Source organism: Pseudomonas sp. FW305-E2 (assembly GCF_058782925.1).
The window spans coordinates 16028-41306 of sequence record NZ_JBYSYE010000025.1 but is presented as its reverse complement, the minus strand read 5'-3'; the positions used below and the strand labels follow the sequence as shown (position 1 = coordinate 41306).

Here is a 25279-nt window from a genome sequence, read left to right as displayed (position 1 = left end):
CCAGGTCAGACCATGGTCGCGCTAAATGGTTGCCTGGTCGTTACACTGTGGCCATTCGTTAAAGGGGCACACAGCGGCCCCAAAATCTCATGGAATGCACATGCCCCAACTCGCTGCCGACTGGCGCCACCGCCCCACCCACCGCAAGGTCTGGGCGCTGGCCGCGCCGATGATCCTGTCCAACATCTCGGTACCGCTGGTGGCGCTGGTCGACAGCACGGTCATCGGGCATCTCCCGCACGCCCACCAACTGGGCGCCGTGGCCGTGGGCGCCACCTTGTTCACCTTCATGGTCGGCCTGATGGGCTTCCTGCGCATGGGGTCCACCGGCTTCGCTGCCCAGGCCGCCGGCCGTGGCGATGGTGCAGCACTACGCCAGGTACTGGTGCAAGGGCTGCTGCTGGCGGTCGGCTTCGCCCTGTTGATCGGCCTGCTGGCCCTGCCCTTCAGCCAGCTGGCACTCCATGCGATGCAACCCAGCGCAGCCCTGCAGCAATCCACCGAAGACTTCTTCCATACCCGCCTGCTTGGCCTGCCTGCGGCGCTGGCCAGTTACGCGCTGGTCGGCTGGTTCCTCGGCACCCAAAACGCCAGGGCGCCACTGGCCATCCTGCTGACCACCAACCTGCTGAACATCGCCTTGAACCTGTGGTTCGTGCTGGGCCTGGACTGGGGTGTACTGGGCTCGGCGCGGGCGTCGGTAATTGCCGAATGGAGTGCCGCCCTGCTCGGTTTGGCCCTGACCCGCCCGGCCCTGCGGGCTTACCCGGGGCAGATCGTGTGGGCAGCGCTCAAGCGCTGGCAGGCCTGGAGGCCACTGCTGGCGGTGAACCGCGACATCTTCCTGCGTAGCCTGGCGCTGCAACTGGTGTTCCTGCTGATCACCGTGCAGGGCGCGCGTCTGGGCGAAGCGACCGTGGCGGCCAACGCCCTGTTGCTCAATGGCCTGCTACTGACGGCCTATGCGCTGGATGGGCTGGCCCATGCGGTGGAGGCCTTGTGCGGCCATGCCATTGGTGCCCGTGACCGCGACACCTTGCGCCGCTCGCTGGTGGTCGCTTGTGGTTGGTCACTGATCACCAGCGTGGGGTTTGCCGGGCTGTTCCTGCTGAGTGGGCACCTGTTCATCGACTTGCAGACCGACATCGACAGTGTGCGGGCGGCGGCTTATCCGTATTTGCCTTACCTGGCGTTGCTGCCGTTGATCGCGGTGTGGAGTTACTTGCTGGATGGGTTGTTCATCGGCGCGACCCGGGCGCGGGAAATGCGTAATGCAATGCTGGTTTCGGTGTTGATTGCGCTGCCGGTGGCACTGGCCATGAGCGGGTTGGGCAACCATGGGTTGTGGATGGCGTTTCTTGGGTTCATGGGGTTGCGGGCGGTGACGTTGGGGTGGGTAGGGTGGCGGTTGCAGCAGAGAGACCTGTGGTTTGGCTGATTGGGGCCGCTTTGCGGCCCATCGCGACGCAAGGCCGCTCCCACATGGGATAGCGGGTCGGCCTGCTTTCGCGGGTTGGCTGATTGGGGGATAGCGGGTCGGCCTGCTTTCGCGGGCTGGCTGATTGGGGGATAGCGGGTCGGCCTGCTTTCGCGGTCCCTGTGGGAGCGGCCTTGTGTCGCGAAATGAGGGCGAAGCCCTCACATGCTCACAGCCATACACAGTCCCAATGGGGATACTCGCCAGCCCGCCGCACCAGGCCGGCCCGAATGGGGTTGGCGATGATGTAGCGGGCCACCGCTCGCACATCCTCCTCGCGACGCAAAGCCCGGTCATGAAAGCTGGTTTGCCAGATATGCCGTCTTTCAACACCGGCCTTGTACAAGGCACAGCTGCTTCTGGATTTGAATTCGCACATCAGCCTACCCAGGCTCACTGGACCCAGCTCGATGAGCCAGTGAAGGTGATCCGGCATCAACACCCATGCCAGCGATCGACAAGCCTTGCGCTCATCGCTGAACCGCAACTGCTGGATCACGGTCCTGGCGAATCGGAAGTCTTTGAACAACGGCGTTCGGCTGCGGGTAGTTGTAGTCAACAGGTAGAGGCGCCCGGATTCGGACACCCGGCCATTACGTAAACGATGGGAGCCTGGACGTTCCATGTCGTTCTCCTTTGAATTGTGCATTCAAAGTTAGCGCCGCGAATGCGACGGGCGAGGACAGGACCATTACCGGGTATGACACGGTGAGGGCTTCGCCCTCATATCGCGACGCGAGGCCGCGCCCACAAAAACAAGCAAACCGTGCAGTTTTTGCGGGGCGGCCCCGTCAATTACGACGACAGGTACGAAGACCGGGTCAACCCCAGGCGCAAGGCATCCAGATACTGGGTCCGCTCACGCGCAGTGATCTTGGCGCTGGCGACCTTGTCGCGGTAATGCGTCATCAACTCTTCCGGCGACAGGTGCACGTAGCGCAGCATGTCTTCGATGGTGTCGTGGGTCTCGATACCCGCGTGGTACACGCTGCCGTCGGCATTCTGGTAGATGTTCACCGAGTCGGTGTCACCGAACAGGTTGTGCATGTCACCCAGGATTTCCTGGTAGGCGCCCACTAGGAACACGCCCAGCAGGTAATCCTCGCCCTCCTTCACCGCATGCACCGGCATGCTGGTTTCGATGCTCTGCTCGTCAACGTACTGGTTGATCTTGCCGTCGGAATCGCAAGTCAGGTCCTGCAATACCGCACGCCGCATCGGCTCTTCGTCCAGGCGGTGCAGCGGGATGATCGGCAGGACCTGGCCGATGGCCCAGGTGTCTGGCAGGCTCTGGAACACCGAGAAGTTGCAGATGTACTTGTCGGCCAGCTTGTCGTTCAGCTCGTCCAGCACCTGGCGGTGCGAGCGCTGGCGGGCTTTCAGCGAGTTGTGCAGACGGCGGCACACGGCGAAATAGCACTGCTCGGCCAAGGCTTTCTCGCCCAGGCTGATCTTGCCATCAGCGTACTGCGCGGCCACATCACCCATGTAGTGGGTGGCGCGCCAGTAGGTCTCGGTGACCATCTCGATGTCGGTCGGGCCAAGCAGGTCGACCAGCCACTGCACGGTCTCGGGCAGGGCTTCCTTGTTATCGATGGTCGGTACGTCGTCATTGTGTTTCTCGACGTCGGTCACCTGGATCACCAGCATGGCGTGGTGCGCGGTCAGCGAACGGCCACTCTCCGAGAAGATATGCGGGTGCGGCAGGCCCTGTGCGTCGCAGAACTCCTTGAGCATGCCCACCACCACGCCGGCGTAGTCGTCCATGTCGTAGTTGATCGAGCTGGCATTGCGCGAGTGAGTGCCGTCGTAGTCCACACCCAGGCCGCCACCCACGTCGATGTGGTCGACCGGCAGGCCCAGCGCACGCAGTTCGCCGTAATAACGGATGGCTTCCTTGAAACCGTGCTGGTAGTCAGCCAGGTTGGCGATCTGCGAACCCATGTGGAAGTGCAGCAGGCGGATGCCCTGATCCAGGCCCGCATCGCGGAAGCGCTGCACCACCGAAAGCAACTGGGCGGCGGACAAACCAAACTTGGACTTCTCGCCACCGGTGTCGGCCCACTTGCTCGAGGCCAGCGACGACAGGCGAACGCGCAGGCCAACCTGTGGTTTCACCTTGAGCTCGGCGGCCTCTTCGATCACCAGGGCCACTTCCGACTCTTTCTCGATGACGATGAACACATTGTGGCCAAGCTTCTGACCCATCAGCGCCAGGCGAATGAACTCACGGTCCTTGTAGCCGTTGCAGACGATGGTGCCGCCCTTCGGCGCCAGCGCCAGCACTGCCAGCAACTCAGGTTTGGAGCCGGCTTCCAGGCCGATGGAAACGTTTTGCGTGGCGATGATGTTTTCCACCACCGCTTCCTGCTGGTTGACCTTGATCGGGTACAGCGCGGTGTACTGGCTCTGGTATTCCAGGCGCGCGATGTTGGCGTCGAAGGCACCGGTCAGCTGGCGCACACGGTCCTGCAGAATGTCAGGGAAGCGCACCAGCAAGGGCAGCGACAAGCCGCTCTGGCGCAGTTCGTCGACCTGTTCGAACAGGTCGATCGGAGCACTTTGAGGGCCGTTGGGGCGTACTTCGACGCGCCCGGCTTCATTGATGGCGAAATAGCCAGCGCCCCAATGGCGGATGCCATAAACACTGCGGCTGTCAGCCACGGTCCATTGGCTACCATCGTCTTTGCGTGTGCGTCGTACGGACATTCAAGTCCCCTATAGATAAGTCGAAGACACTGCCCGCAGGCAGCGGGGCGAGTGTAAAAGCTGAAAATGACGATTCATCCGTGCTCAGGCATAGACTCTGACCACGGGAACGAGTTTAGAAAGCGCTGGGCAAAAAATCGTGCGATGGCCTCAGCCGCCGGACTTTTTCGCCTTGAAACCCTGTTTGGTCAGCTCGCCGATCAACAGCTCGACATGGTCGCCCTGGATCTCGATAACCCCGTCCTTCAGGGCGCCGCCGGTACCGCAGCGGCGCTTGAGCGTGGTCGCCAGCTCCTTGAGCTGGTCGGGCGGCAGCGGCACGCCGGTGACAGTGGTCACGGTCTTGCCGCCACGGCCTTTGCTTTCGCGGCGCACGCGGGCAATGCCGTCGCCTTCGGGGATGATTTGCTGCTTGCAGGTGCAGGCGTCCACCGGCTGGCCACAGTCGGGGCAGTGCCGACCGGCGTCGGTGGAGTACACGAGACCGCCAAGGGCGGAAAAAGAAGAAGCTTTCTTGGCCACTTTTGTTCCTCGGTGCTGAGGACAAAAACTGGTCGTGCCTTGGGGTTGAGGCCGACCGCGAAGCCCCACTCTGGCAGGGGCGGCGCTACTGCTGCAAGAATTGCGGCAGCCCGAAAAGGGCGCGCAGTGTAACGATAAATACGCCGGTTGTGTAGGAGCGGGTTTACCCGCGAACAAGGGCAAAGCCCTTGCCCTGCGAAACGGGTGTCTGGGCCGGTATTTCGCGGGCAAACCCGAGCCTACAAAGTGGCCTTATAGCGCTGCAACGCCGCCAACGAGTCCGGGCAATAAGGCTTGCTCAGGCTTTCCTGCTCAGCCTGTTCCAGACCGATGAAGCGCGCTTCAATAACCTCTTCCGGCTGCAACCGCAACGGCGCATCCGACACCGCCGAATACACCGCACACCACAAGCGGTTATCCGGCTGGTCGAAGTAGAACCGCTCGTGAAAGCGTAGCTCGGCGCCCTCGATGCCCAGCTCTTCGGCCAGCTCGCGCGCGGCCGACTCGGCATACGCTTCCCCGGCCGTGACCATGCCGCCCGCCGCCACATCCCAATACCCGGGGTACAGCGCCTTGCTCAGGGTACGCCGGTGTACACACAATTCACCGGCACTGTTGAACAGCAGAATGAACGTGCAGCGACCGATCAGGCCACGCTCGCGCAGCTCGGCACGGGGCAAGGCGCCCAGTACCTGGTCGGTTTCGTCCACCCAGGTGACCAGCTCGCGGTCGGAAGCCGCCCGATGGGCGGCCTCGGTTGGGCTGATAGCCATCATCAACCCTGCGACAGCAGCTGACGCAGATCGATAACCGCAGCGTTGGCCCGGGAAATGTAGTTGGCCATGACCAACGAGTGGTTGGCCCACATGCCGAAGCCACTGCCGTTGAGCACCATCGGGCTCCACAGCGGCTCTTGCGAGGCCTCCAGCTCACGGATGATCTGACGCACGCTGACGGTGGCATTCTTCTTCGCTAGCACGTCGGCGAAGTCCACCTCGATAGCACGCAGCAGGTGCGACAGCGCCCAGGCTTGGCCACGGGCTTCATAGAACACGTTGTCGATCTGCAGCCATGGGGTTTCCACCAGCTCCTCATCCACCTGCGGCGCCTGGCCGGCAACGACCGACTCGGTCTTCAGCGTGGTGTTGAGCTTGACCCGGCCAACGCTGGCCGACAGGCGCTGCGACAGCGAGCCCAGACGGGTGGCCACGTCACCCAGCCAGTTGTTCAGGTTGTCGGCGCGGGTATAGAAGATAGCGCCCTTGTCGCCGGCAGCCAGACGGGTCTGGTAGCGGGTCAGCGACTTGATGCCCTCTTCGAACTCCGACTCGCTCGATGGCAGGATCCAGCTCTTGTTGTCGAAGTTGAAGCGCGGCTCGGCCTTGGCCAGGTCGGCGTCTTCGGTGGACTGCGACTGCGAACGGGCGAAGTCTTTACGCAGGGCACGGGACAGGTCGCGGACCTGGACCAGCACGCCATATTCCCAGCTTGGCATGTTGTCCATCCACAGCCCTGGCGGGAAGCGGTCGTTGGAAATGTAGCCGCCCGGCTTGTTCAGCAAGGTGCCGGCCACGGTCTTGAGGGTTTCGACGGTGGTATAGCCCACCACCATCTGCTGGCCAGTACGTTCGGCTGCGGCCTGGGCGTTTTGCTGCACCGGGAACAGAGCAGGCTCCTGGCTCCAGTACCAGCCCAGGCCGATACACACCAGCAGGTACAACCCGATCAGGGTCCCCAGGGCACGGCTCCAAAGGCCGCCAAGGTAGCTACGGGCGGCAGCGCCGCGCCCGTCGACACGCTCACGGGGCTCGGCTTTGGCCTCGCGGTTTTTCCAGTCCAGCATGGCTTTGTCCTTAATCAGTCACGACGGTTCAGGGGCTTTGACCACAGGCCTGCGCTAGCGTGCCACGGGAAGCCCGAATGGCTGCACTATAAAGCAGACACCACCGTACGCATAAGCGACCATTCAGTCAGCAACTGAATATTCGTTCTGCCCGCTTTGTTGACGCAGGGCACTCACGCACGTGAAAAGAGCTGCTAGCATAGAGCCATCATTGCCCCTGCACATCCCAACCTATAAGTAGCCAGGACATGAGCCAAGCAGTCGAGCCGAGCCCGCAGTGCCCCGTCCAACAGTTGACGCGTAACGGCCTGCGCAAGGACGACCCGCTCGACCCGCTGCTGCTGCCCGTGCGCAAACCGGTGTACATCCTGCTGCAGGACCACGAGCGCGCCCAGCGCCTGGCCCAGCAACTGGAATTCTTTGGTCTGGTGGTGCAAGCGTTGCCCAGCGCCGCAGCGTTTCTCGCCTCGATCAGCGAGTACCCGCCTTCGGCCATCATCATGGATGTCGACTTCACCGGCGCCGGCCTGGGCTTGCTGCTGGCTGCTCGGGTGCAGCAGGGCCTGGCACGCGCCATTCCGTTGCTGTTCTTCAGCCATCACGAAGCCGACACCCCGACCCGTCTGGCTGCGGTACGCGCCGGTGGCCAGGACTTTCTCACCGGCAGCCTGGAAGCTTCCAGCTTGCTGGAAAAGGTCGAACTGCTGACCAACGCCACCCCGCACGACCCGCTGCGCGTGCTGATCATCGACGATTCGCGCACCCAGGCCCTGTACACCGAGCGTGTACTGGCCGGCGCCGGCATGCTCACCCGCAGCCTGACCGACCCGATCCGCACCATGGCCGAGCTTGCCGACTTCCAGCCCGACCTGATCATCCTCGACCTGTACATGCCGGCCTGCACCGGCCCGGAGCTGGCCAAGGTAATCCGCCACAGTGACCGTTATGTGAGCGTGCCGATCATCTACCTGTCTGCCGAGGACGACCTGGACAAGCAACTGGATGCCATGAGCGAAGGCGGTGATGACTTTTTGACCAAGCCGTTTCGCTCACGCCACCTGATCACTACCGTGCGCAACCGCGCCGCCCGCGCCCGCCATTTGAAGGCACGCATGGTCCGCGACAGCCTGACCGGGCTGTACAACCACACCCATATCCTGCAGCTGCTGGAAGACTGCAGCTTCCGCGCCCGCCGTGAGCAGCAGCCGTTGAGCTTTGCCATGCTCGACATCGACCACTTCAAGAAGATCAACGATCGCCACGGCCACCCCATGGGCGACCGCGTGATCAAGAGCCTTGCCCTATTCCTCAAGCAGCGCTTGCGCAAGACCGACTTTATTGGCCGCTACGGTGGCGAAGAGTTTGCCATCGTCATGCCCAATACCGCGCTGGACGCCGCACACAAGGTGCTGGACGAAATTCGCCGGCGCTTTGCCGACATTCTCTACCCGGCGCAGCCGCGGGATTTGCAGTGCACCTTCAGTGCAGGGGTGGTGCAACTGGATGAGGGGCTGGATGCACTGACCATGGCCAGTGCAGCGGACGAGGCGCTGTACCGGGCCAAGCATGCGGGGCGTAATTGCGTCGTTCGTGTAGAGCCCTGAGATTCGCACTCACTGTGCCGGCTTCTTAACAGGCTCGCCCGCTTCCCCAGGCATTTCACATACCTCAAGTCTGGAGGTAAACCTGTGGGAGCGGGCAAGCCCGCGAAGAGGCCAGTGCCAGCCACACCAATAGAGGCACTGTGCCACTTTTTTCTGACACCAAGCCCCTGGCGTCATCACCCCGTCACAAAATCGCAATAACTTCAGGCGCCTACCTCTCACCTGCGCAGGAAATTCGCGGCTATGCGCCTGAAGTGGCTGACCAATTTCAACACCCTATTGCTGGTGACCGTGTGTATCGCCTTGGGCGCCACCCTGTGGTGGTCGCAGCGCGCCCTCGAGCGCCCCTACCAGCTGATGGAGCGCTATCTGGGCCTGTCTCAGCAGTTCCAGAACCAGACGGCGCGCAATATCCAGGCCTACCTGGGCAGCGGCGATGCCCTGCGTCAGGCCGCAGCCATGGAGGCGACCCAGCAGTTGCAGGCCGCACTGACGGATTGGCCCGTAGAGCTGGCCGAGAAGTTGCGCCCCAGCCTGGATAGCCTGCAGGCCTTCACCGCCAACGAACTGCTGGCCGCCGGTAAGCTGGCCGGCGACCCACAAGCCCTGCTGCTGCAAGCCGAGCGGGAACTGGGGGCGAACTTCGAGCAGATGGCCAGCTACGCCCGCGACAGTGGCAACGCCGAGGCCAATCGCTACTTGCTGCCCTTGCTCGACGCCACCCTGCACCTGGGGCGGCTGTCATTGGCTCGCGACAAGCTGGTCAGCAGCGGCCGCCCGGAGCTGGCCGATGAGGTGGAGCGCGAGCTGCAACTGATCCGCGCCCAGGCCCAAACGGTCGACGGCCTGCCACTGCTCGGCGTAACCCGCACGGCCGAATCCGGTGCCGACGACTTCGCTGCAATGATGGGCCTGGAATCCCGGGCCAGTGCCCAGCAGGAAGACATTGCCGTAGGCCTGAAGCGTGAATTGCAAAGCCTGCTCAACCGCTACCCGGCCGAACTGCAACGCACCCGCGAACAGATCGAGCGCCGCGTCGCGCTGGCCGCCACCACCGGCCAGCGCCTGGAAGCCGTACAACAGGCCATCGCCGCGCTGGAACCCGAAGTGCGCGGCCAGCATGCGAAAATCGCTGCCGAGGTGCGCATCATCCAAGGCCTGATGATCGGCCTGATCCTGCTGATCGCCCTACTGATCGACACGCTGCAACGGCGCTTGGCAGGTACCCTGACCGGACTGGCCCCGGCCCTGTCATGCTGGGCTGAGGGCGACTTCGCCCAAGCCATCGCCCTGGGCAAGACCAACCGCGAACTGCACGACATCCAGGAGTCGCTCAACCGCCTGCGTCAGTACCTGGTGGAGCTGGTCGGCACCATCCGCCATAACGCCGAGCAGGTGGCCGGCAGCAGCCACGCCCTGGCCGGCATGAGCGCTGCGCTGCACGGCGGCGCCGAGCGACAGGCCGGCGATACCAGGCAGATCCGCGATGCCTTGGGCGAGCTGGAAGCGACCATTCAACAAGTGGCTGGTGATGCCAGCGCAGCCGCCGAGGCCAGCCGCGATGCCGGGCGTGCGGTGGAACAAGGCCAGGCGGTAATCGGCCAAAGCCTGTCGGGCTTGCGTGAGCTGGTCGATGAAGTGCAAGGCAACGCCCGCATGATCGAACAATTGGCGGAAGAGTCGGCCACCATTGGCGGGGTACTGACGGTGATCCGCGCGATTGCCGAGCAGACCAACCTGCTGGCACTGAATGCCGCGATCGAAGCGGCCCGTGCCGGCGAGATGGGCCGTGGCTTTGCCGTGGTCGCCGATGAGGTACGCTCGCTGGCCCAGCGCACCACGGGGGCTACCGGCGAAATCCAGGCGTTGATCGACCGCTTGCAGCAGGCCGCCAGAAGTTCGGTGGCGGGGATGCGCGCGCAACTGGAACATGCCGAGGCCACGGCCAACCAAGCCCAGGCGGCGGATGGGGCACTGGATGAGATTGTCTGTGCCATTCGTACCATTGCCGATACGGCGGTGCGGATTGCCGATGTCACGGCGCAGCAGAGTGGCGCGGTGAGCGAGATTCGTGACCACAGCGAGCGGATTCACGCGTTGGGTGAAGACAACCTGCAGCGCATTGGCGAGGGGCGTGAACAGGGCGAACAGCTGCTGAGCCTGGGCGGTGAGCTGAACCGGGCCGTGCGAGCGTTCAGGGTCTGAGTCAGCGCGGTGGTCGCCAGGACAGGTGTAGCAGTTGGGTGGTGTTTGACGGGACATGTGCTGCGCCTGGGAGATTGAGCGCCGCGCGCGCGGCGCTTCGCGGGTAAACCCGCTCCTACGTTTGTTTCGGGCCAATTATTCCTGCGCATCCGTTATCATGCCGAGCACGTTCCACCTCGCGAGTCCGCCATGCGTCGCCTGTTTCTCATGCTGTTCCTGCTGCTGGCCAGCCCTGCCTTCGCCACAGGCCTGCTCGACAACCGCCCAAGCGCCACCCTTGGCGCCGCTTCGCTGGCCAACAACGCCGACTTTCTGCCGGTACACGAGGCCTTCAAGCTCAACCTGGTCCAGGCCGATGCGCAAACCATCAAGCTGCGCTTCGTCGCCACCGATGGCTACTACCTCTACCGCCACCGCTTCCAGTTCCACACGGAACCGGCCGACATCACCCTGGGCACGCCGAACATCCCCAAAGGTGAGGCCAAGCACGATGAATTCTTCGGCGACGTCGAGGTGTACCACGGCGTGCTCGATATCGAGTTGCCACGCAAAGACCCACGCGCCTTCACCCTGCTGGTGGGCTACCAGGGTTGCGCCGACAAGGGCCTGTGCTACCCGCCGGAAACCGCACGCCTGAGTATCGATGGCGAGGGCGTTGCAAACACGCCAGCCACCCGCGAACACGGCTGGAACTGGAAGTCGCTGCTGCTGTTCTTCCTCGCTGGGGTCGGCCTGACCTTCACCCCCTGCGTCCTGCCAATGTTACCGATCCTTTCCGGTGTGGTGCTGCGCGGCCAGGTTGGTGGCGTGCGCGGCCTGGCGCTGTCGCTGGCCTACGTGCTGCCAATGGCCGCCAGCTTCGCGGTGCTCGGCGCACTGATGGGCCTGTTCGGCGCAAGCCTGAACCTGCAGGCGCGCCTGCAGTCGGCCTGGGTGCTGGTTCCCTTCGCGCTGTTTTTCGTGGTGTTCGCCCTGGCCATGTTCGGCCTCTTCGAACTGAGGCTGCCCCAGGCCCTGAGCAACCGCCTGAACAACGTCGCCAACCACACCCGCGGCGGCTCGCTGCTGGGTGCAGCAGTGCTTGGTGTGCTCTCCAGCTTGCTGGTTTCTCCATGTGTCTCGGCCCCCCTGGCCGGTGCCTTGCTCTATATCAGCGCCAGCGGCGATGCCCTGGGTGGCGCGCTCAAGCTGTTCACCCTGGGTTTGGGCATGGGTGCGCCACTGCTGCTGGTGGCCACCGGTGGCGCGGCCTGGCTGCCCAAAAGCGGCCCATGGATGAACACGGTGAAAAACGCCATTGGCGTACTGCTGCTGGGGCTGGCCATCGGTTTGCTCAGCCGTGTACTGCCAGGCCCTGTGACCTTGCTGCTGGTCGGTTTCCTCGCCGCGGGTGTGGCACTGTTCCTCGGCGCGCTGGAGTTCGTCGTCAAGACGGCAGCCCAGCGCCTGGTGCAACTGCTCGGCCTGGCCTTGCTGGTGTACGCGCTGGCTTGCTGGTACGGCGCACTCACTGGCCAGGGCGACCCACTGCGCCCACTGCCGGGGGCGTCACTGGCCGCCAGTGGCAGCCTCCCGACGGCAAAAGCCGATGCCTGGCAGACCATCACCACACCTGATGCTCTGGACGCAGCCCTGGCGCAGGCCCAGGCCGCCGGCCAGCCAGTGCTGCTGGACTGGTACGCCGACTGGTGCATCAGCTGCAAGGTGATCGAGCATGAGGTGCTCAATGCACCGCAAGTGCAAACACAGCTGGCCGGCTTCAAACTGCTGCGTTTCGACATCACCGACAGTAATGCCGAGCAACGCACGCTGCTCGACCGCTACCAGCTGTTCGGCCCACCCGCCCTGCTGTTTTTTGCTGCGAACGGCAGCGAAATTACCGCTGATCGGGTGATTGGCGAGATAAATGCCGGTGAATTTGCGCAGATTCTGACGCGCGTGCGCGGCAAAGTCGGTCTATAACTTCCCGCGAGCCGGGAAAAATCCTGAAATGAGTGACCGGATTTAATTATTCGGTCACATACTTCGCGCGAACCTCGGACATCGTGCTGGCTATTGCCGGGAACTGGACACTTGCCGTTGCTTTACGGCACACTCGCCGCGCTGTGTCGAATTGCCCTACAAATCCAAGGAATCCGCAGATGGCAACGCTACTGGTGCTCCACGGCCCCAACCTCAACCTGCTCGGTACTCGCGAGCCAGGCCACTACGGCGCCGTGACCCTGGCTCAGATCAACCAGGACCTGGAGCAACGCGCCCGCGCCGCAGGCCACCATCTGCAGTACCTGCAGAGCAATGCCGAATACGAACTGATCGACCGCATTCACGCCGCACGCAACGAGGGTGTGGACTTCATCCTGATCAATCCGGCTGCTTTCACCCACACAAGCGTCGCATTACGTGACGCATTGCTTGCGGTGAGCATCCCATTCATCGAAGTGCACCTGTCCAACGTGCACAAACGCGAACCGTTCCGTCACCACTCCTACTTTTCCGATGTTGCCGTAGGGGTGATCTGCGGTCTGGGCGCCAGCGGTTATCGCCTGGCCCTGGAGTCCGCGCTGGAACAACTGGCTGCCAACGCACAGCCCAAATGATGAAAACCCTGGCCTAAGTGGGCCGGGGTTCGAGAGAAACGTTTCAGATACGTTTTTTTGTATTTCGCCCCCTGACCGAACCTTTGGGAGTTGATGATTAATGGATATCCGTAAAGTCAAGAAACTGATCGAGCTGCTGGAAGAGTCTGGCATCGACGAACTGGAGATCAAGGAAGGCGAAGAGTCGGTCCGTATCAGCCGTCACAGCAAGACCCCAGCTGCCCAGCAGTTCTATGCACCGGCGCCTATGGCCGCCGCCCCTGCCGCTGCGCCGGTTGCCGCTGCTGCGCCAGCCGCCGAAGCCACTGCTGCCGCCCCGGCCCTGAAAGGCACCGTGATCCGTTCGCCAATGGTAGGTACCTTCTACCGCAAGCCTTCGCCGACCTCGCCTAACTTCGCTGAAGTTGGCCAGTCCGTGAAGAAAGGCGACACCCTGTGCATCGTCGAAGCCATGAAGATGATGAACCACATCGAAGCCGATGTTGGCGGTGTCATCGACGCCATCCTGGTAGAAGACGGCCAGCCGGTTGAGTTCGACCAGCCGCTGTTCACCATCGTTTGAATCGCGGAGAGCCAACGATGTCTGGGAAGCTCGAAAAAGTCCTGATCGCCAACCGCGGGGAAATTGCCCTGCGGATCCTGCGTGCCTGCAAAGAGCTGGGTATCAAGACCGTCGCCGTGCACTCCACTGCCGACCGTGAACTGATGCACCTGGGCCTGGCAGACGAGTCGGTCTGCATCGGCCCTGCATCGTCGAAGGATTCCTACCTGCACATCCCGGCGATCATCGCTGCCGCCGAAGTGACTGGCGCCACCGCGATTCACCCGGGTTACGGCTTCTTGGCTGAAAACGCCGATTTCGCCGAGCAGGTGGAAAAATCCGGTTTCGCCTTCATCGGCCCGAAAGCCGACACCATTCGCCTGATGGGCGACAAGGTTTCGGCCAAGGACGCGATGATCAAGTCGGGCGTACCGACCGTACCGGGCTCCGATGGCCCACTGCCGGAAGACGAAGAAGTCGCCCTGGCGATTGCCCGTGACGTCGGCTATCCGGTGATCATCAAGGCCGCCGGTGGCGGTGGTGGTCGCGGCATGCGCGTGGTGCACAAGGAAGAGGACCTGATTTCCTCGGCCAAGCTCACCCGTACCGAAGCCGGTGCTGCCTTCGGCAACCCGATGGTTTACCTGGAGAAGTTCCTGACCAACCCACGTCACGTGGAAGTGCAGGTACTGTCCGACGGCCAGGGCAACGCCATTCACCTGGGCGACCGTGACTGCTCGCTGCAGCGCCGTCACCAGAAGGTCCTGGAAGAAGCACCAGCCCCGGGCATCGATGAGAAAGCCCGCCAGGAAGTGTTCAAACGCTGCGTCGATGCGTGCATCGAGATCGGCTACCGTGGTGCGGGTACTTTCGAGTTCCTGTACGAAAACGGCCGCTTCTACTTCATCGAGATGAACACCCGCGTGCAGGTTGAGCACCCGGTGTCGGAGATGGTCACTGGCATCGACATCGTCAAGGAGATGCTGAGCATCGCCGCTGGCAACAAGCTGTCGTTCCGCCAGGAAGACGTGGTGATCCGCGGCCACTCGCTGGAGTGCCGGATCAACGCCGAAGACCCGAAGAAGTTCATCCCGAGCCCAGGCAAGGTGAAGCACTTCCACGCCCCGGGCGGCAACGGCGTACGCGTCGATTCGCACCTGTACAGCGGTTATTCGGTTCCGCCGAACTACGACTCGCTGATCGGCAAGCTGATCACCTACGGCAAGGACCGCGACGAAGCCATGGCGCGCATGCGCAATGCCCTGGACGAGATCGTCGTCGACGGCATCAAGACCAACATCCCGCTGCACCGCGACCTGGTGCGTGATGAAGGCTTCTGCAAAGGCGGCGTCAACATTCACTACCTCGAGCACAAACTGGCCAACCAGGAGTGATCGTGTAGTGTGATGTACCAGAACCCCGGCCCTGTGCCGGGGTTTTTTATTGCCTGCCTGAAGCTGGGGCCGCGTTGCGGCCCTATCGCGACACAAGGCCGCTCCCACAGGTTGCGCGCATGCCTCAGGACTGACGCCGTCCTTGTGGGAGCGGCCTTGCGTCGCGAAAGGGGCGCAGCGCGCCCCCAGGGCTCTACCCCTTCATCCGCGGCATGTCGATGCGATGCTCATGCACTCGCCGATAAAGCGTCGCCCGCGAAATACCCAAAGCCCGCGCCGCATCAGCCGGCTTCCAGCGATGGCGAATCAGCGCGTCCAGCAACAGCTGCCGTGCCGGGCACGACACCCCGCTTTCAGCCGAGCCAACTGCTTCACCGCGCACCTCCTGCGGCAGATCCTGAAGCCGTACCTGCCCGCCTTCACTCACCGCACAGGCATACCGCAACACCTGCCGCAGTTGGCGCAAATTGCCCGGCCAGCGATAAACCAGCAGCGCCTGCAGCGCGTCATCCGCCAACACCACCTCCACCCCGCAGGCCGCAGCCTCTTCGGCCAGCAACTGGTGAATCAGCCCCAGCCGGTCATCACGCTCACGCAAGGGGGGTAGCTCAAAGCGGGCATTGGCCAGGCGGAAGTACAAGTCTTCACGAAATCGCCCGTCCTCCACCATCGCCGCCAGATCGCGATGGGTCGCACAGATCACCTGAATATCCACCCGCTCCCGCCGCGCCGCCCCCAGCGGCGCCACCTCGCCCTCCGCCAGCACCCGCAGCAGGCGGGTTTGCAGGTTCAGCGGCATGTCCCCGATCTCGTCGAGGAACAGCGTGCCGCCATCGGCCTGCTGCAACAGCCCTTGCATGCCTTTGCTGGAAGCCCCGGTGAAGGCCCCGGCCACATAGCCGAACAACTCGCTCTCGATCAAGGTTTCCGGAATGGCCGCGCAGTTCAGGGTAACGAACGGGCCATCACAGCGCTGGCTTTGCTGGTGCAGCTGGCGGGCGAATACCTCCTTGCCGGCCCCGGTCTCACCCAGTACCAGCACCGCCAGGTTGCAGTCCTTGACCCGCGTGGCCAACCGCAGGTGTTGCTCGATACGGGTGTCCTGGGCCTGGCGCAAAGGCTGCGCACGCTGGCGTTGCTGCGGTGCGCTGACCCGGCCATACAAACCGCCCAGACCAGGCAGGCGCTGGGCGGACGACGCGCTCACCCGGCGCAGTTGGTCGATGTCGAACAGTTCGCCAATATGCTCAGGCAAGCGCCCCAGGCGTTCCACCAGCCGTTGCCGCGCCAGGCTGTTGATTGCCTGCAAGCGGCCATCGGCATCCCAGGCCAGCAGGTAATCGGGTTGGCTCTCCACATAGCCCGGCGTGCCATGCGCGCGCATCACCCAGTGGCCCTGGGCGCTGTGCATGAAGAAAGCGTTTTCGATCTCGCGGGCGGTCTGCTCGACCAGTTGGCGGATCAGGTGCTGGCTGCGCCGATCGTCCGGCGACTGCAAGGCCGACACATCGACCACGCCCAGCAACTCGCCCAACGGGTCGAACACCGGCGCCGCTGTGCAGGTCAGGCCGATGAAGGCGGCGCGAAAGTGATCGCGCTTGTGCACCGTGACCGGGGCCTTGCTGGTCAGCACCGCCGCCACACCGCATGTGCCCTCCTCGCCCTCCGACCAGCAGGTCCCCAGATACAGCCCGGCCTTGCGACAGTCGTTGCGGATGGCCGACTCGACCCGGTAATCGATGGTGCGCCCCTGGGCATCGGTAAGCAGCACGCAGTAGTCAGCGCCGCGCACCCGTTCGTGCAAGCGCGCCACGGCATCGCTGGCGATGCGCAGGAACAGCTCGGCGCGTTCGCGGCATTCGTTGAGCAGGCTTTGGGAAAGGATACGCGGCCCCTGCTGGGAACCGGGGTCGAGGCGGTACACATCCATGGAGCGGCGCCATGAATCGAGGATCAGCGGTGGTACCGGCGCCTGCGGCAGGCGGTCGGCATTCTTCAACACCCTGCTGACGCAGTCCACATGGGCTCGGGAGTTCGCGGCAAGCATTCAGGCCCTCCGGTTCTCGTTACTGTTTTTATCGTTGTCCGGCCATTAAGCGCCTCTGGGCATGCCCCGACAAGCACTGTGTGATTACCGGCTGGCTTGAGACGCAGCGTCTCAGCGTCTCGGCAACACCGGCCCGGCGCTGGCACCCGGCGTCTCGCCGCCACACCCGTGAAGACCTGCCCGAACACGACCAGAACCCTCTAGCCCGGCCACTTCAGCCATCGCGAAGAAAGCTGGCACCCCGCTTGCTCCTCCCCTTGCAAACAAAAATATGAGGTGCGCCATGCCGCTACCCGCCCCGATTGTCGGGATCATTGCCAACCCTGCCTCTGGCCGCGACCTGCGCCGCCTGACCGCCAATGCCGGGCTCTATTCAAGCACCGACAAGGCCTCGGCTATCCAGCGCCTGCTGGCCGCTTTCGGCGCCACCGGCATTGGCCAGGTGTTGTTGCCCAGCGACATGACCGGTATCGCTGCTGCTGTGCTCAAGGCCAGCCAGGGCCCAGGGGCCCGTGACCAGCACTGGCCGGCCATCGAGATCCTCGACCTGCCACTGACCCAGACCGTGGCCGATACCCGCCTGGCAACCCGGCGCATGGTCGAGCGCGGCGTGGCGATGATCGCCGTGCTGGGCGGTGATGGCACCCACAAGGCGGTCGCCGCCGAGGCCGCTGACGTGCCGCTGCTGACCCTGTCCACCGGCACCAACAACGCCTTCCCCGAACTTCGTGAAGCCACCAGCGCGGGCCTGGCCGGTGGCCTGCTTGCCAGTGGCCGGGTACCGGCCAGCATCGGCTTGCGCCGCAACAAACGCTTACTGGTGAACGTGCCTGAACAACAGCTGGCCGAATGGGCCTTGGTCGAGGTGGCCGTGTCGCCGCAGCGCTTCATCGGTGCCCGTGCGCTCAGCCGCAGCGAGGACCTCTGCGAAGTCTTCGCCTGCTTCGCCGAACCCCACGCCATCGGCCTGTCGGCCCTGTGCGGTCTGTGGTGCCCGGTGTCACGGCAAGACCCGCACGGCGCCTGGGTACGCCTGGCCCCCGACGCCGAACAGGCGCTGTTGGCGCCGTTGGCGCCCGGCCTGCTGCAAGCCTGCGGCATCTCCGCCTGCGGTCAGCTGACGCCCGGCGTCGCCCAGCGCCTGAGCCTCGCCAGCGGCACCCTGGCCCTGGACGGCGAACGCGAAATCGAATTTGCCGAGCATGACACCCCCACCATCACCCTCGACCACCAAGGCCCACTCAGTGTGGACGTCGAAGCCGTGCTGGCGCATGCCGCCCGCCACCACCTGCTGGCCGTCCCGCGCGGCCACCGGTTGCACCCTGCAAACCCGTGTTGAGACAACCCCGGAGAACAACAAGATGTCCAATCAACTCAGTACTGATCAACTGCTGCATGCCTATGAAGTCATGCGGACCATCCGCGCCTTCGAAGAACGCCTGCATGTGGAGTTCGCCACCGGCGAAATTCCCGGCTTCGTCCACCTGTATGCCGGCGAGGAAGCCTCTGCAGCCGGGGTCATGGCCCACCTGCGCGACAGCGACTGCATTGCCTCGACCCACCGCGGCCATGGCCACTGCATCGCCAAAGGCGTGGACGTGTACGGCATGATGGCCGAGATCTACGGCAAGAAAACCGGCGTGTGCGGCGGCAAGGGCGGCTCGATGCACATTGCCGACCTGGAAAAAGGCATGCTCGGTGCCAACGGTATCGTCGGCGCCGGCGCACCACTGGTGGCCGGGGCGGCGCTGGCGGCCAAGCTCAAGGGCCGCGATGACGTGTCGGTAGCCTTCTTCGGCGATGGGGCATCCAACGAGGGCGCCGTGTTCGAGGCCATGAACATGGCGTCGATCATGAACCTGCCCTGCATCTTCGTGGCCGAGAACAACGGCTACGCCGAGGCCACTGCCTCCAACTGGTCCGTAGCCTGCGACCACATTGCCGACCGCGCTGCCGGCTTCGGCATGCCAGGCGTCACCATCGACGGCTTTGACTTCTTTGCCGTCTACGAGGCCGCCGGCGCTGCCATCGAGCGCGCCCGCTCCGGGCAAGGGCCGTCGCTGATCGAGGTCAAGCTCAGCCGTTACTACGGCCATTTCGAAGGCGATGCGCAAACCTACCGCGCCCCTGATGAAGTGAAGAACCTGCGCGAATCCCGCGACTGCCTCATGCAATTTCGCAACAAGACCACCCGCGCCGGCCTGCTCAAGGCCGAGCAACTGGACGCCATCGACGCCCGCGTCGAGGACCTGATCGAAGACGCCGTACGCCGCGCCAAATCCGATCCCAAGCCACAGCCCGCCGACCTGCTCACCGACGTCTACGTCGCCTACCCCTGAGCCGCGGATTACAAGAACAACAGGAGAACCACCATGGCAAGAAAGATCAGCTACCAGCAGGCCATCAACGAAGCCCTGGCCCAGGAAATGCGTCGCGACAGCACAGTGTTCATCATTGGCGAAGACGTCGCCGGTGGCGCCGGTGCGCCCGGCGAGGATGACGCCTGGGGTGGCGTGTTGGGCGTGACCAAAGGCCTGTATCACCAATTCCCCGGCCGCGTGCTTGACGCGCCGCTGTCGGAAATCGGCTACGTCGGCGCGGCCGTCGGTGCCGCCACCCAGGGCCTGCGCCCGGTGTGCGAACTGATGTTCGTCGACTTCGCCGGCTGCTGCCTGGACCAGATCCTCAACCAGGCCGCCAAGTTCCGCTACATGTTCGGCGGCAAGGCCGTGACCCCGCTGGTGATGCGCACCATGTATGGCGCCGGCCTGCGTGCGGCAGCCCAGCACTCGCAGATGCTCACTTCGCTATGGACGCACATCCCCGGCCTGAAGGTGGTGTGCCCATCCTCGCCTTACGATGCCAAGGGCCTGTTGATCCAGGCGATCCGCGACAACGACCCGGTGATCTTCTGCGAACACAAACTGCTGTACAGCATGCAGGGCGAGGTGCCGGAAGAGGTGTACACCGTACCGTTCGGCGAAGCCAACTTCTTGCGCGATGGCGACGACGTGACCCTCGTTACCTACGGGCGCATGGTGCATGTGGCGCTGGAGGCGGCCAACAACCTGGCCCGCCAGGGCATCGACTGCGAGGTACTGGACTTGCGCACTACCAGCCCGCTGGACGAGGACAGCATTCTGGAAAGTGTGGAGAAGACTGGCCGCCTGGTGGTGATCGATGAAGCCAACCCGCGCTGCTCGATGGCCACCGACATCAGCGCGCTGGTGGCACAGAAGGCTTTTGCCGCACTCAAGGGGCCGATCGAAATGGTCACCGCGCCACATACCCCGGTGCCGTTCTCCGACGCCCTGGAAGACCTGTACATCCCTGACGCGGCGAAGATCGAAGCCGCCGTGCGCAAGGTAATCGAAGCCGCAAGGAGTGCCGCATGAGCCAGATCCATACCCTGACCATGCCCAAGTGGGGCCTGTCGATGACCGAGGGCCGGGTGGACACCTGGCTCAAGCAGGAAGGTGACGAAATCAGCAAGGGCGACGAGGTGCTGGACGTCGAGACCGACAAGATCAGCAGCAGCGTCGAAGCGCCGTTCAGCGGCGTGCTGCGCCGCCAGGTGGCCAAGCCGGATGAAACGCTGCCCGTCGGCGCGCTGCTGGCGGTGGTGGTCGAAGGCGAAGCAGAAGAGGCCGAGATCGATGCCGTGGTACAGCGCTTCCAGGCCGAGTTCGTCGCCGAAGGCGGCGCCGACCAGAGCCAGGGGCCGGCCCCTCAGAAGGCGGAAGTCGGCGGGCGCCTGCTGCGCTGGTTCGAGCTGGGTGAAGGCGGCACACCGCTGGTGCTGGTGCACGGGTTTGGCGGTGACCTCAACAACTGGCTGTTCAACCACCCGGCACTGGCTGCCGAGCGGCGGGTGATCGCCCTCGACCTGCCGGGCCACGGCGAGTCGGCCAAGGCCCTGCAGCGGGGCGACCTGGATGAGTTGAGCGAAACCGTGCTCGCCCTGCTCGACCACCTGGACATCGCCAAGGCCCACCTGGCCGGCCATTCAATGGGCGGTGCCGTGAGCCTCAACGTGGCGCGCCTGGCCCCGCAGCGGGTGGCCAGCCTGAGCCTGGTGGCCAGCGCCGGTCTGGGCGAAGCGATCAACGGGCAGTACTTGCAAGGTTTCGTCACCGCGGCCAACCGCAATGCACTCAAACCGCAGATGGTGCAATTGTTTGCCGACCCGGCGCTGGTCACCCGGCAAATGCTGGAGGACATGCTCAAGTTCAAGCGCCTGGAAGGTGTGGACCAGGCCCTGCAGCAGCTGGCAAGGGCGCTCGCCGACGGCGACCGGCAGCGCCACGACTTGCGCGGGGTACTGGGCAATCACCCGGCACTGGTGGTGTGGGGTGGCAAGGATGCGATCATCCCGGCCAGCCATGCCGAGGGCCTGGAGGCCGAAGTACTGGTGCTGCCAGAGGCCGGCCACATGGTGCAGATGGAGGCGGCCGAACAGGTCAACCAGCAACTGCTCGCATTCCTGCGCAAGCACTAAGCCCTTTTCGTGAGCCTGGAGAACAACAATGAATGACCTGAGCCACACCCACATGCGCGCGGCCGTCTGGCATGGCCGCAACGATATTCGTGTCGAACAGGTACCTTTGCCGGCCGCCCCAGCGCCGGGCTGGGTGCAGATCAAGGTGGACTGGTGCGGCATCTGCGGCTCCGACCTGCACGAATATGTTGCCGGCCCGGTGTTCATCCCGGTAGAGGCCCCGCACCCGCTGACCGGCATTCAGGGCCAGTGCATCCTCGGCCACGAATTCTGCGGCCACATCGCCAAGCTTGGCGAAGGCGTGGAAGGCTATGCCGTAGGCGACCCGGTGGCGGCAGACGCCTGCCAGCATTGTGGTACCTGCTATTACTGCACCCATGGCCTGTACAACATCTGCGAACGCCTGGCGTTCACCGGCCTGATGAACAACGGGGCCTTCGCCGAGCTGGTCAACGTGCCCGCCAACCTGCTCTACCGGCTGCCGCAGGGCTTCCCTGCCGAAGCCGGGGCACTGATCGAACCGCTGGCGGTGGGTATGCACGCGGTGAAAAAGGCCGGCAGCCTGCTTGGGCAAACCGTTGTAGTGGTGGGGGCCGGCACCATCGGCCTTTGCACCATCATGTGTGCCAAAGCCGCGGGCGCAGCGCAGGTTATCGCCCTGGAAATGTCCTCAGCACGCAAAGCCAAGGCCAAAGAGGTAGGCGCCAACGTGGTGCTGGACCCCAGCCAGTGCGATGCCCTGGCGGAAATCCGCGCACTGACTGCAGGGCTGGGCGCCGATGTGAGTTTTGAGTGCATCGGCAACAAACATACGGCCAAGCTGGCCATCGACACCATCCGCAAAGCAGGCAAGTGCGTGCTGGTGGGTATTTTCGAAGAGCCCAGCGAGTTCAACTTCTTCGAGCTGGTGTCCACCGAGAAACAGGTGCTGGGGGCGTTGGCGTACAACGGCGAGTTTGCTGACGTGATTGCCTTCATTGCTGATGGTCGGCTGGATATTCGCCCGCTGGTAACCGGCCGGATCGGATTGGAGCAGATTGTCGAGCTGGGCTTCGAGGAACTGGTGAACAACAAAGAGGAGAACGTGAAGATCATCGTTTCACCAGGTGTGCGCTGATTGCACCTTGAAGGTAACGTGGCACCTGTGGGAGCGGGCGGGCCCGCGAACAATGCAACACGGTGGATGGCACCGGCTTCGCCGGTGTTCGCGGCTGAAGCCGCTCCTACAGGGTACGCGCAAGGTTCCAAGGCTGTGCGCCGACACAGGGGCTCGCTGTCTCAGGATCCCATTCTGCGTCATACTCGGCAGACCTATTGCCCGGTCATCGCCATGCGTCCATTGCTCCCCATTACCCTGGTCCTGCTGCTCGCCGCCTGTGGCGATGGCGAATCGCTGCTCCCGCCGGACGCACGGCTGCCTGACGGTGGGCGTTACCGGGGGCAGGTGGTCGATGGCCTGCTGCAGGGTGAGGGCCGGATCGACTACCCCAATGGCAGCTGGTACGCCGGCAGCTTCAAGGACGGCCAGTGGCACGGCCAGGGCGAATGGCATGGCCAGAATGGCGAGGTCTACCGCGGCCAGTTCGCCGAGGGGCTGTTTCAGGGTTTGGGCGAGCTGACCACCCCGGGCAGCCACTATAGCGGCACCTTCCGCCACGGCCGCCGCGACGGCGAGGGCACCCTCAAGCAAACCGACCAGACCTACCGCGGCCAGTTCAAGGACGACCTGTACGACGGCGCAGGCCAACTGGAGCTGGCCGACGGCAGTCGCTACCAAGGCCTGTTCGCCAAGGGCAAGCCCAACGGCGCCGGGGTGCGCAGCGATGCCAGCGGCAACCAGTTCAGCGGCCACTTCGTCAACGGCCAGCTACAAGGCGCCGGCACCTACGACAGCGTTGATGGCGAGCAGTACATCGGCGAGTTCAAGGACAACCGCCTGGAGGGCCGAGGCCGCTACGAAAATGCCGATGGCGACGTGTGGATCGGTGAATTCAAGGACGGCTCGCTGATCGGCGAAGGCGAGTTGCTGGGCAGCGATGGCAGCCACTACAAGGGTGAGTTCGCCGACTGGCGTCTGTCGGGCCAGGGCAGCCTGCAACTGGCCGACGGCAGCAAGTACATCGGCGGTTTCCTGAACGATGCCTACCATGGCCATGGGCGGCTGATTCTGCCCAGTGGCAAGGTCGAAAGCGGAACATGGGCCAACGGCGTGCGCGTGCGCGACCAGAATGGCAAGCTGCTGCCAGACCCACTGGACCTGGCGTTGCTCAACCAGGGCCGGCTGCTGGACGAGGCGCTGGCTCGGGTACCTCGCTCGGCGCCACCGATCCAGCTGTATAGCCTGGTCGTGGCCGGCGATGGCCAGCAAAGCGTATTCCTGCGCGAAGCCGACTACGTCAGCAACCTGCTAAAGGTGCGCTTTGGCGCCCGTGGCCAAGTGACCCTGGTCAACCACCGCGACCACATGGCCACACGCCCCATGGCCACCCGCGAAAACCTCTCCCGCGCTGCCGCCACCCTGGCAGAGCGCAGCGGCCCCGAAGACCTGGTGTTCATCTACCTCACCAGCCATGGCAGCCAGGACCACCAGCTGGTGCTCGACCAGCCCCGTCTGCAACTGGCCGACCTGGCCGCTGACGAGCTGGCCACTGCCTTGGCGCCGCTGAAGGATCGCGACAAGGTCATCGTCATCTCCGCCTGCTATTCAGGGGGCTATATCGCTCCGCTCAAAGACGAGCGCACGCTCATCATGACCGCTGCCCGGGCCGACCGCGTCTCCTTCGGTTGCTCGGAGGAAGCCGACTTCACCTACTTTGGCGATGCCCTGTTCGCTGAAGCGCTGAACCAGACCGACGACCTGAAACAGGCGTTTGAACTGGCACGTGCCAGCGTTGCCGAAAGAGAACAAAGGGAAGGCTTCGAGGCCTCCGAGCCGCAGCTGTGGGCACCGCCGGCCGTGCTTGAGCACTGGCATCACCTGCGCCAGCAACAAGCCGAAGAAGCATTGCGTAACACCACACAGGCCAACGTGAGGGAACAGGCAAAAATGCCCGGCACTCACTAGACTTGTGTGTAACAAGGGAGAGACATCATGTACTTGACGCCTCAGCATGTCCTGCTTGCCGGAGCCACCGGCCTGACCGGTGAACACCTGCTAGACCGCCTGCTCAACGAGCCCACCATCACCCGTGTCCTGGCGCCTACACGCCGGCCATTGGCCGAGCACCCGCACCTGGAAAACCCGGTGGGCGACCCGGCGGTATTCCTTCCGCAACTGGCCGGGCGGGTCGACATCGCGTACTGCTGCCTGGGCACCACACTGAAGCAGGCGGGTTCCGAATCGGCTTTCCGCGCAGTGGATCTGGACATGGTGGTCGCCTTCAGCAAGCGTGCCCGAGAAATGGGCGCACGGCATCTGCTGGTGGTCAGTGCAGTGGGCGCCGACCCTAAGTCGTCAATTTTCTATAACCGGGTCAAGGGCGAGATGGAAGAAGCGCTCAAGGCTCAGGACTGGCCACAGTTGACCATCGTGCGGCCCTCGTTCCTGCTGGGCGAGCGGCTGGAGCCACGGCTCACTGAACAGCTTGTTGCGCCATTTTCCAGGTTGATACCCGGGAAGTATCGGGGAATCGAGGCTTGTACCCTGGCGCGAGCACTGTGGCGGCTGGCGCTGGAGGAAGAAGACGGCGTGCGGGTTGTGGAGTCGGATGAGTTGCGCAGGTTGGGCAAGATCTAGGCTTCGCTTGTGCTGGCCTCTTCGCGGGCACGCCCGCTCCCACTGGTGAGTAGTCACCGGAAGATTACGGAGATCCTGTGGAAGAGGGCGTGCGCGCGAAGGGCCA

At 63.9% G+C, this 25279-nt stretch carries 20 protein-coding genes; 14 read left to right on the top strand and 6 right to left on the bottom strand.

Features of this window, described 5'->3' with window-relative positions:
* The first annotated feature begins 100 nt into the window (after positions 1-100).
* Positions 101-1438, top strand: coding sequence for an MATE family efflux transporter (locus AC3WLP_RS18160; RefSeq protein ID WP_088513630.1), 1338 nt, complete (start codon positions 101-103; stop codon positions 1436-1438).
* A 208-nt stretch (positions 1439-1646) separates the two neighbouring features.
* Here AC3WLP_RS18160 and AC3WLP_RS18155 read toward each other — a convergent pair whose 3' ends face one another.
* From AC3WLP_RS18155 to AC3WLP_RS18135, 5 genes are all read right to left on the bottom strand, one after another.
* Positions 1647-2102 carry an REP-associated tyrosine transposase gene (locus AC3WLP_RS18155; RefSeq protein WP_017148076.1) on the bottom strand — a complete coding sequence of 152 codons (456 nt, stop codon included), beginning with the start codon at positions 2100-2102 and terminating at the stop codon, positions 1647-1649.
* A gap of 170 nt (positions 2103-2272) precedes the next feature.
* A complete protein-coding gene (gene speA / locus AC3WLP_RS18150; RefSeq protein WP_012051088.1) occupies positions 2273-4186 on the bottom strand; it encodes an arginine decarboxylase in 1914 nt (637 codons plus the stop codon).
* A 150-nt stretch (positions 4187-4336) separates the two neighbouring features.
* Positions 4337-4708 (bottom strand): translation initiation factor Sui1, encoded by a 372-nt coding sequence (locus tag AC3WLP_RS18145; RefSeq protein ID WP_003255318.1) that lies wholly within the window; start codon positions 4706-4708, stop codon positions 4337-4339.
* 239 nt (positions 4709-4947) lie between these two features.
* Entirely contained in the window at positions 4948-5481 is a 534-nt protein-coding gene (locus AC3WLP_RS18140; protein ID WP_003255319.1) for an NUDIX hydrolase, read from the bottom strand.
* Positions 5482-5483: 2 nt separating this feature from the next.
* Entirely contained in the window at positions 5484-6551 is a 1068-nt protein-coding gene (locus tag AC3WLP_RS18135; protein ID WP_003255321.1) for a DUF2333 family protein, read from the bottom strand.
* Positions 6552-6799: 248 nt separating this feature from the next.
* On the opposite strand from AC3WLP_RS18135, the gene AC3WLP_RS18130 reads away from it, so the two are divergent.
* The 6 genes from AC3WLP_RS18130 to accC all read left to right on the top strand — a co-directional run bounded on the left by AC3WLP_RS18130 (position 6800) and on the right by accC (position 14892).
* Positions 6800-8155 carry a diguanylate cyclase gene (locus AC3WLP_RS18130; RefSeq protein ID WP_014755203.1) on the top strand — a complete coding sequence of 452 codons (1356 nt, stop codon included), beginning with the start codon at positions 6800-6802 and terminating at the stop codon, positions 8153-8155.
* Positions 8156-8398: 243 nt separating this feature from the next.
* Positions 8399-10360 carry a methyl-accepting chemotaxis protein gene (locus AC3WLP_RS18125; RefSeq protein ID WP_088513629.1) on the top strand — a complete coding sequence of 654 codons (1962 nt, stop codon included), beginning with the start codon at positions 8399-8401 and terminating at the stop codon, positions 10358-10360.
* A gap of 189 nt (positions 10361-10549) precedes the next feature.
* Positions 10550-12322 carry a protein-disulfide reductase DsbD gene (locus AC3WLP_RS18120; RefSeq protein WP_088513628.1) on the top strand — a complete coding sequence of 591 codons (1773 nt, stop codon included), beginning with the start codon at positions 10550-10552 and terminating at the stop codon, positions 12320-12322.
* Between the two features lie 179 nt (positions 12323-12501).
* Positions 12502-12957 carry a type II 3-dehydroquinate dehydratase gene (aroQ, locus tag AC3WLP_RS18115; protein WP_003255330.1) on the top strand — a complete coding sequence of 152 codons (456 nt, stop codon included), beginning with the start codon at positions 12502-12504 and terminating at the stop codon, positions 12955-12957.
* A gap of 100 nt (positions 12958-13057) precedes the next feature.
* A complete protein-coding gene (gene accB / locus AC3WLP_RS18110; protein WP_003255332.1) occupies positions 13058-13519 on the top strand; it encodes an acetyl-CoA carboxylase biotin carboxyl carrier protein in 462 nt (153 codons plus the stop codon).
* 17 nt (positions 13520-13536) lie between these two features.
* On the top strand, positions 13537-14892 hold the full coding sequence (accC, locus tag AC3WLP_RS18105; RefSeq protein ID WP_003255333.1) for an acetyl-CoA carboxylase biotin carboxylase subunit: 1356 nt from the start codon (positions 13537-13539) through the stop codon (positions 14890-14892).
* A 193-nt stretch (positions 14893-15085) separates the two neighbouring features.
* Here the strand turns inward: accC and AC3WLP_RS18100 are convergent, their stop codons facing one another.
* A complete protein-coding gene (locus AC3WLP_RS18100) occupies positions 15086-16939 on the bottom strand; it encodes a sigma-54-dependent Fis family transcriptional regulator (protein WP_003255335.1) in 1854 nt (617 codons plus the stop codon).
* A 283-nt stretch (positions 16940-17222) separates the two neighbouring features.
* On the opposite strand from AC3WLP_RS18100, the gene AC3WLP_RS18095 reads away from it, so the two are divergent.
* From AC3WLP_RS18095 to AC3WLP_RS18065, 7 genes are all read left to right on the top strand, one after another.
* Positions 17223-18278, top strand: coding sequence for an ATP-NAD kinase family protein (locus AC3WLP_RS18095; RefSeq protein ID WP_003255336.1), 1056 nt, complete (start codon positions 17223-17225; stop codon positions 18276-18278).
* Positions 18279-18300: 22 nt separating this feature from the next.
* The gene (locus AC3WLP_RS18090) at positions 18301-19278 is read left to right on the top strand and encodes a thiamine pyrophosphate-dependent dehydrogenase E1 component subunit alpha (RefSeq protein WP_012051081.1); all 978 of its coding nucleotides are present in this window, start codon (positions 18301-18303) and stop codon (positions 19276-19278) included.
* Between the two features lie 33 nt (positions 19279-19311).
* Positions 19312-20334: an alpha-ketoacid dehydrogenase subunit beta gene (locus tag AC3WLP_RS18085; RefSeq protein ID WP_003255340.1), complete on the top strand. Its 1023-nt coding sequence runs from the start codon at positions 19312-19314 to the stop codon at positions 20332-20334.
* Complete coding sequence (locus AC3WLP_RS18080; RefSeq protein ID WP_054889223.1) at positions 20331-21437, top strand: acetoin dehydrogenase dihydrolipoyllysine-residue acetyltransferase subunit; 1107 nt, start codon at positions 20331-20333, stop codon at positions 21435-21437. The genes AC3WLP_RS18085 and AC3WLP_RS18080 overlap by 4 nt, the downstream gene beginning before the upstream one ends.
* Positions 21438-21489: 52 nt before the next feature.
* The gene (locus AC3WLP_RS18075) at positions 21490-22554 is read left to right on the top strand and encodes a 2,3-butanediol dehydrogenase (protein ID WP_256596070.1); all 1065 of its coding nucleotides are present in this window, start codon (positions 21490-21492) and stop codon (positions 22552-22554) included.
* 213 nt (positions 22555-22767) lie between these two features.
* Positions 22768-24501 (top strand): C13 family peptidase, encoded by a 1734-nt coding sequence (locus tag AC3WLP_RS18070; RefSeq protein WP_088513626.1) that lies wholly within the window; start codon positions 22768-22770, stop codon positions 24499-24501.
* Positions 24502-24528: 27 nt separating this feature from the next.
* Positions 24529-25173: an oxidoreductase gene (locus AC3WLP_RS18065; RefSeq protein ID WP_003255346.1), complete on the top strand. Its 645-nt coding sequence runs from the start codon at positions 24529-24531 to the stop codon at positions 25171-25173.
* The last annotated feature ends 106 nt before the right edge of the window (positions 25174-25279 follow it).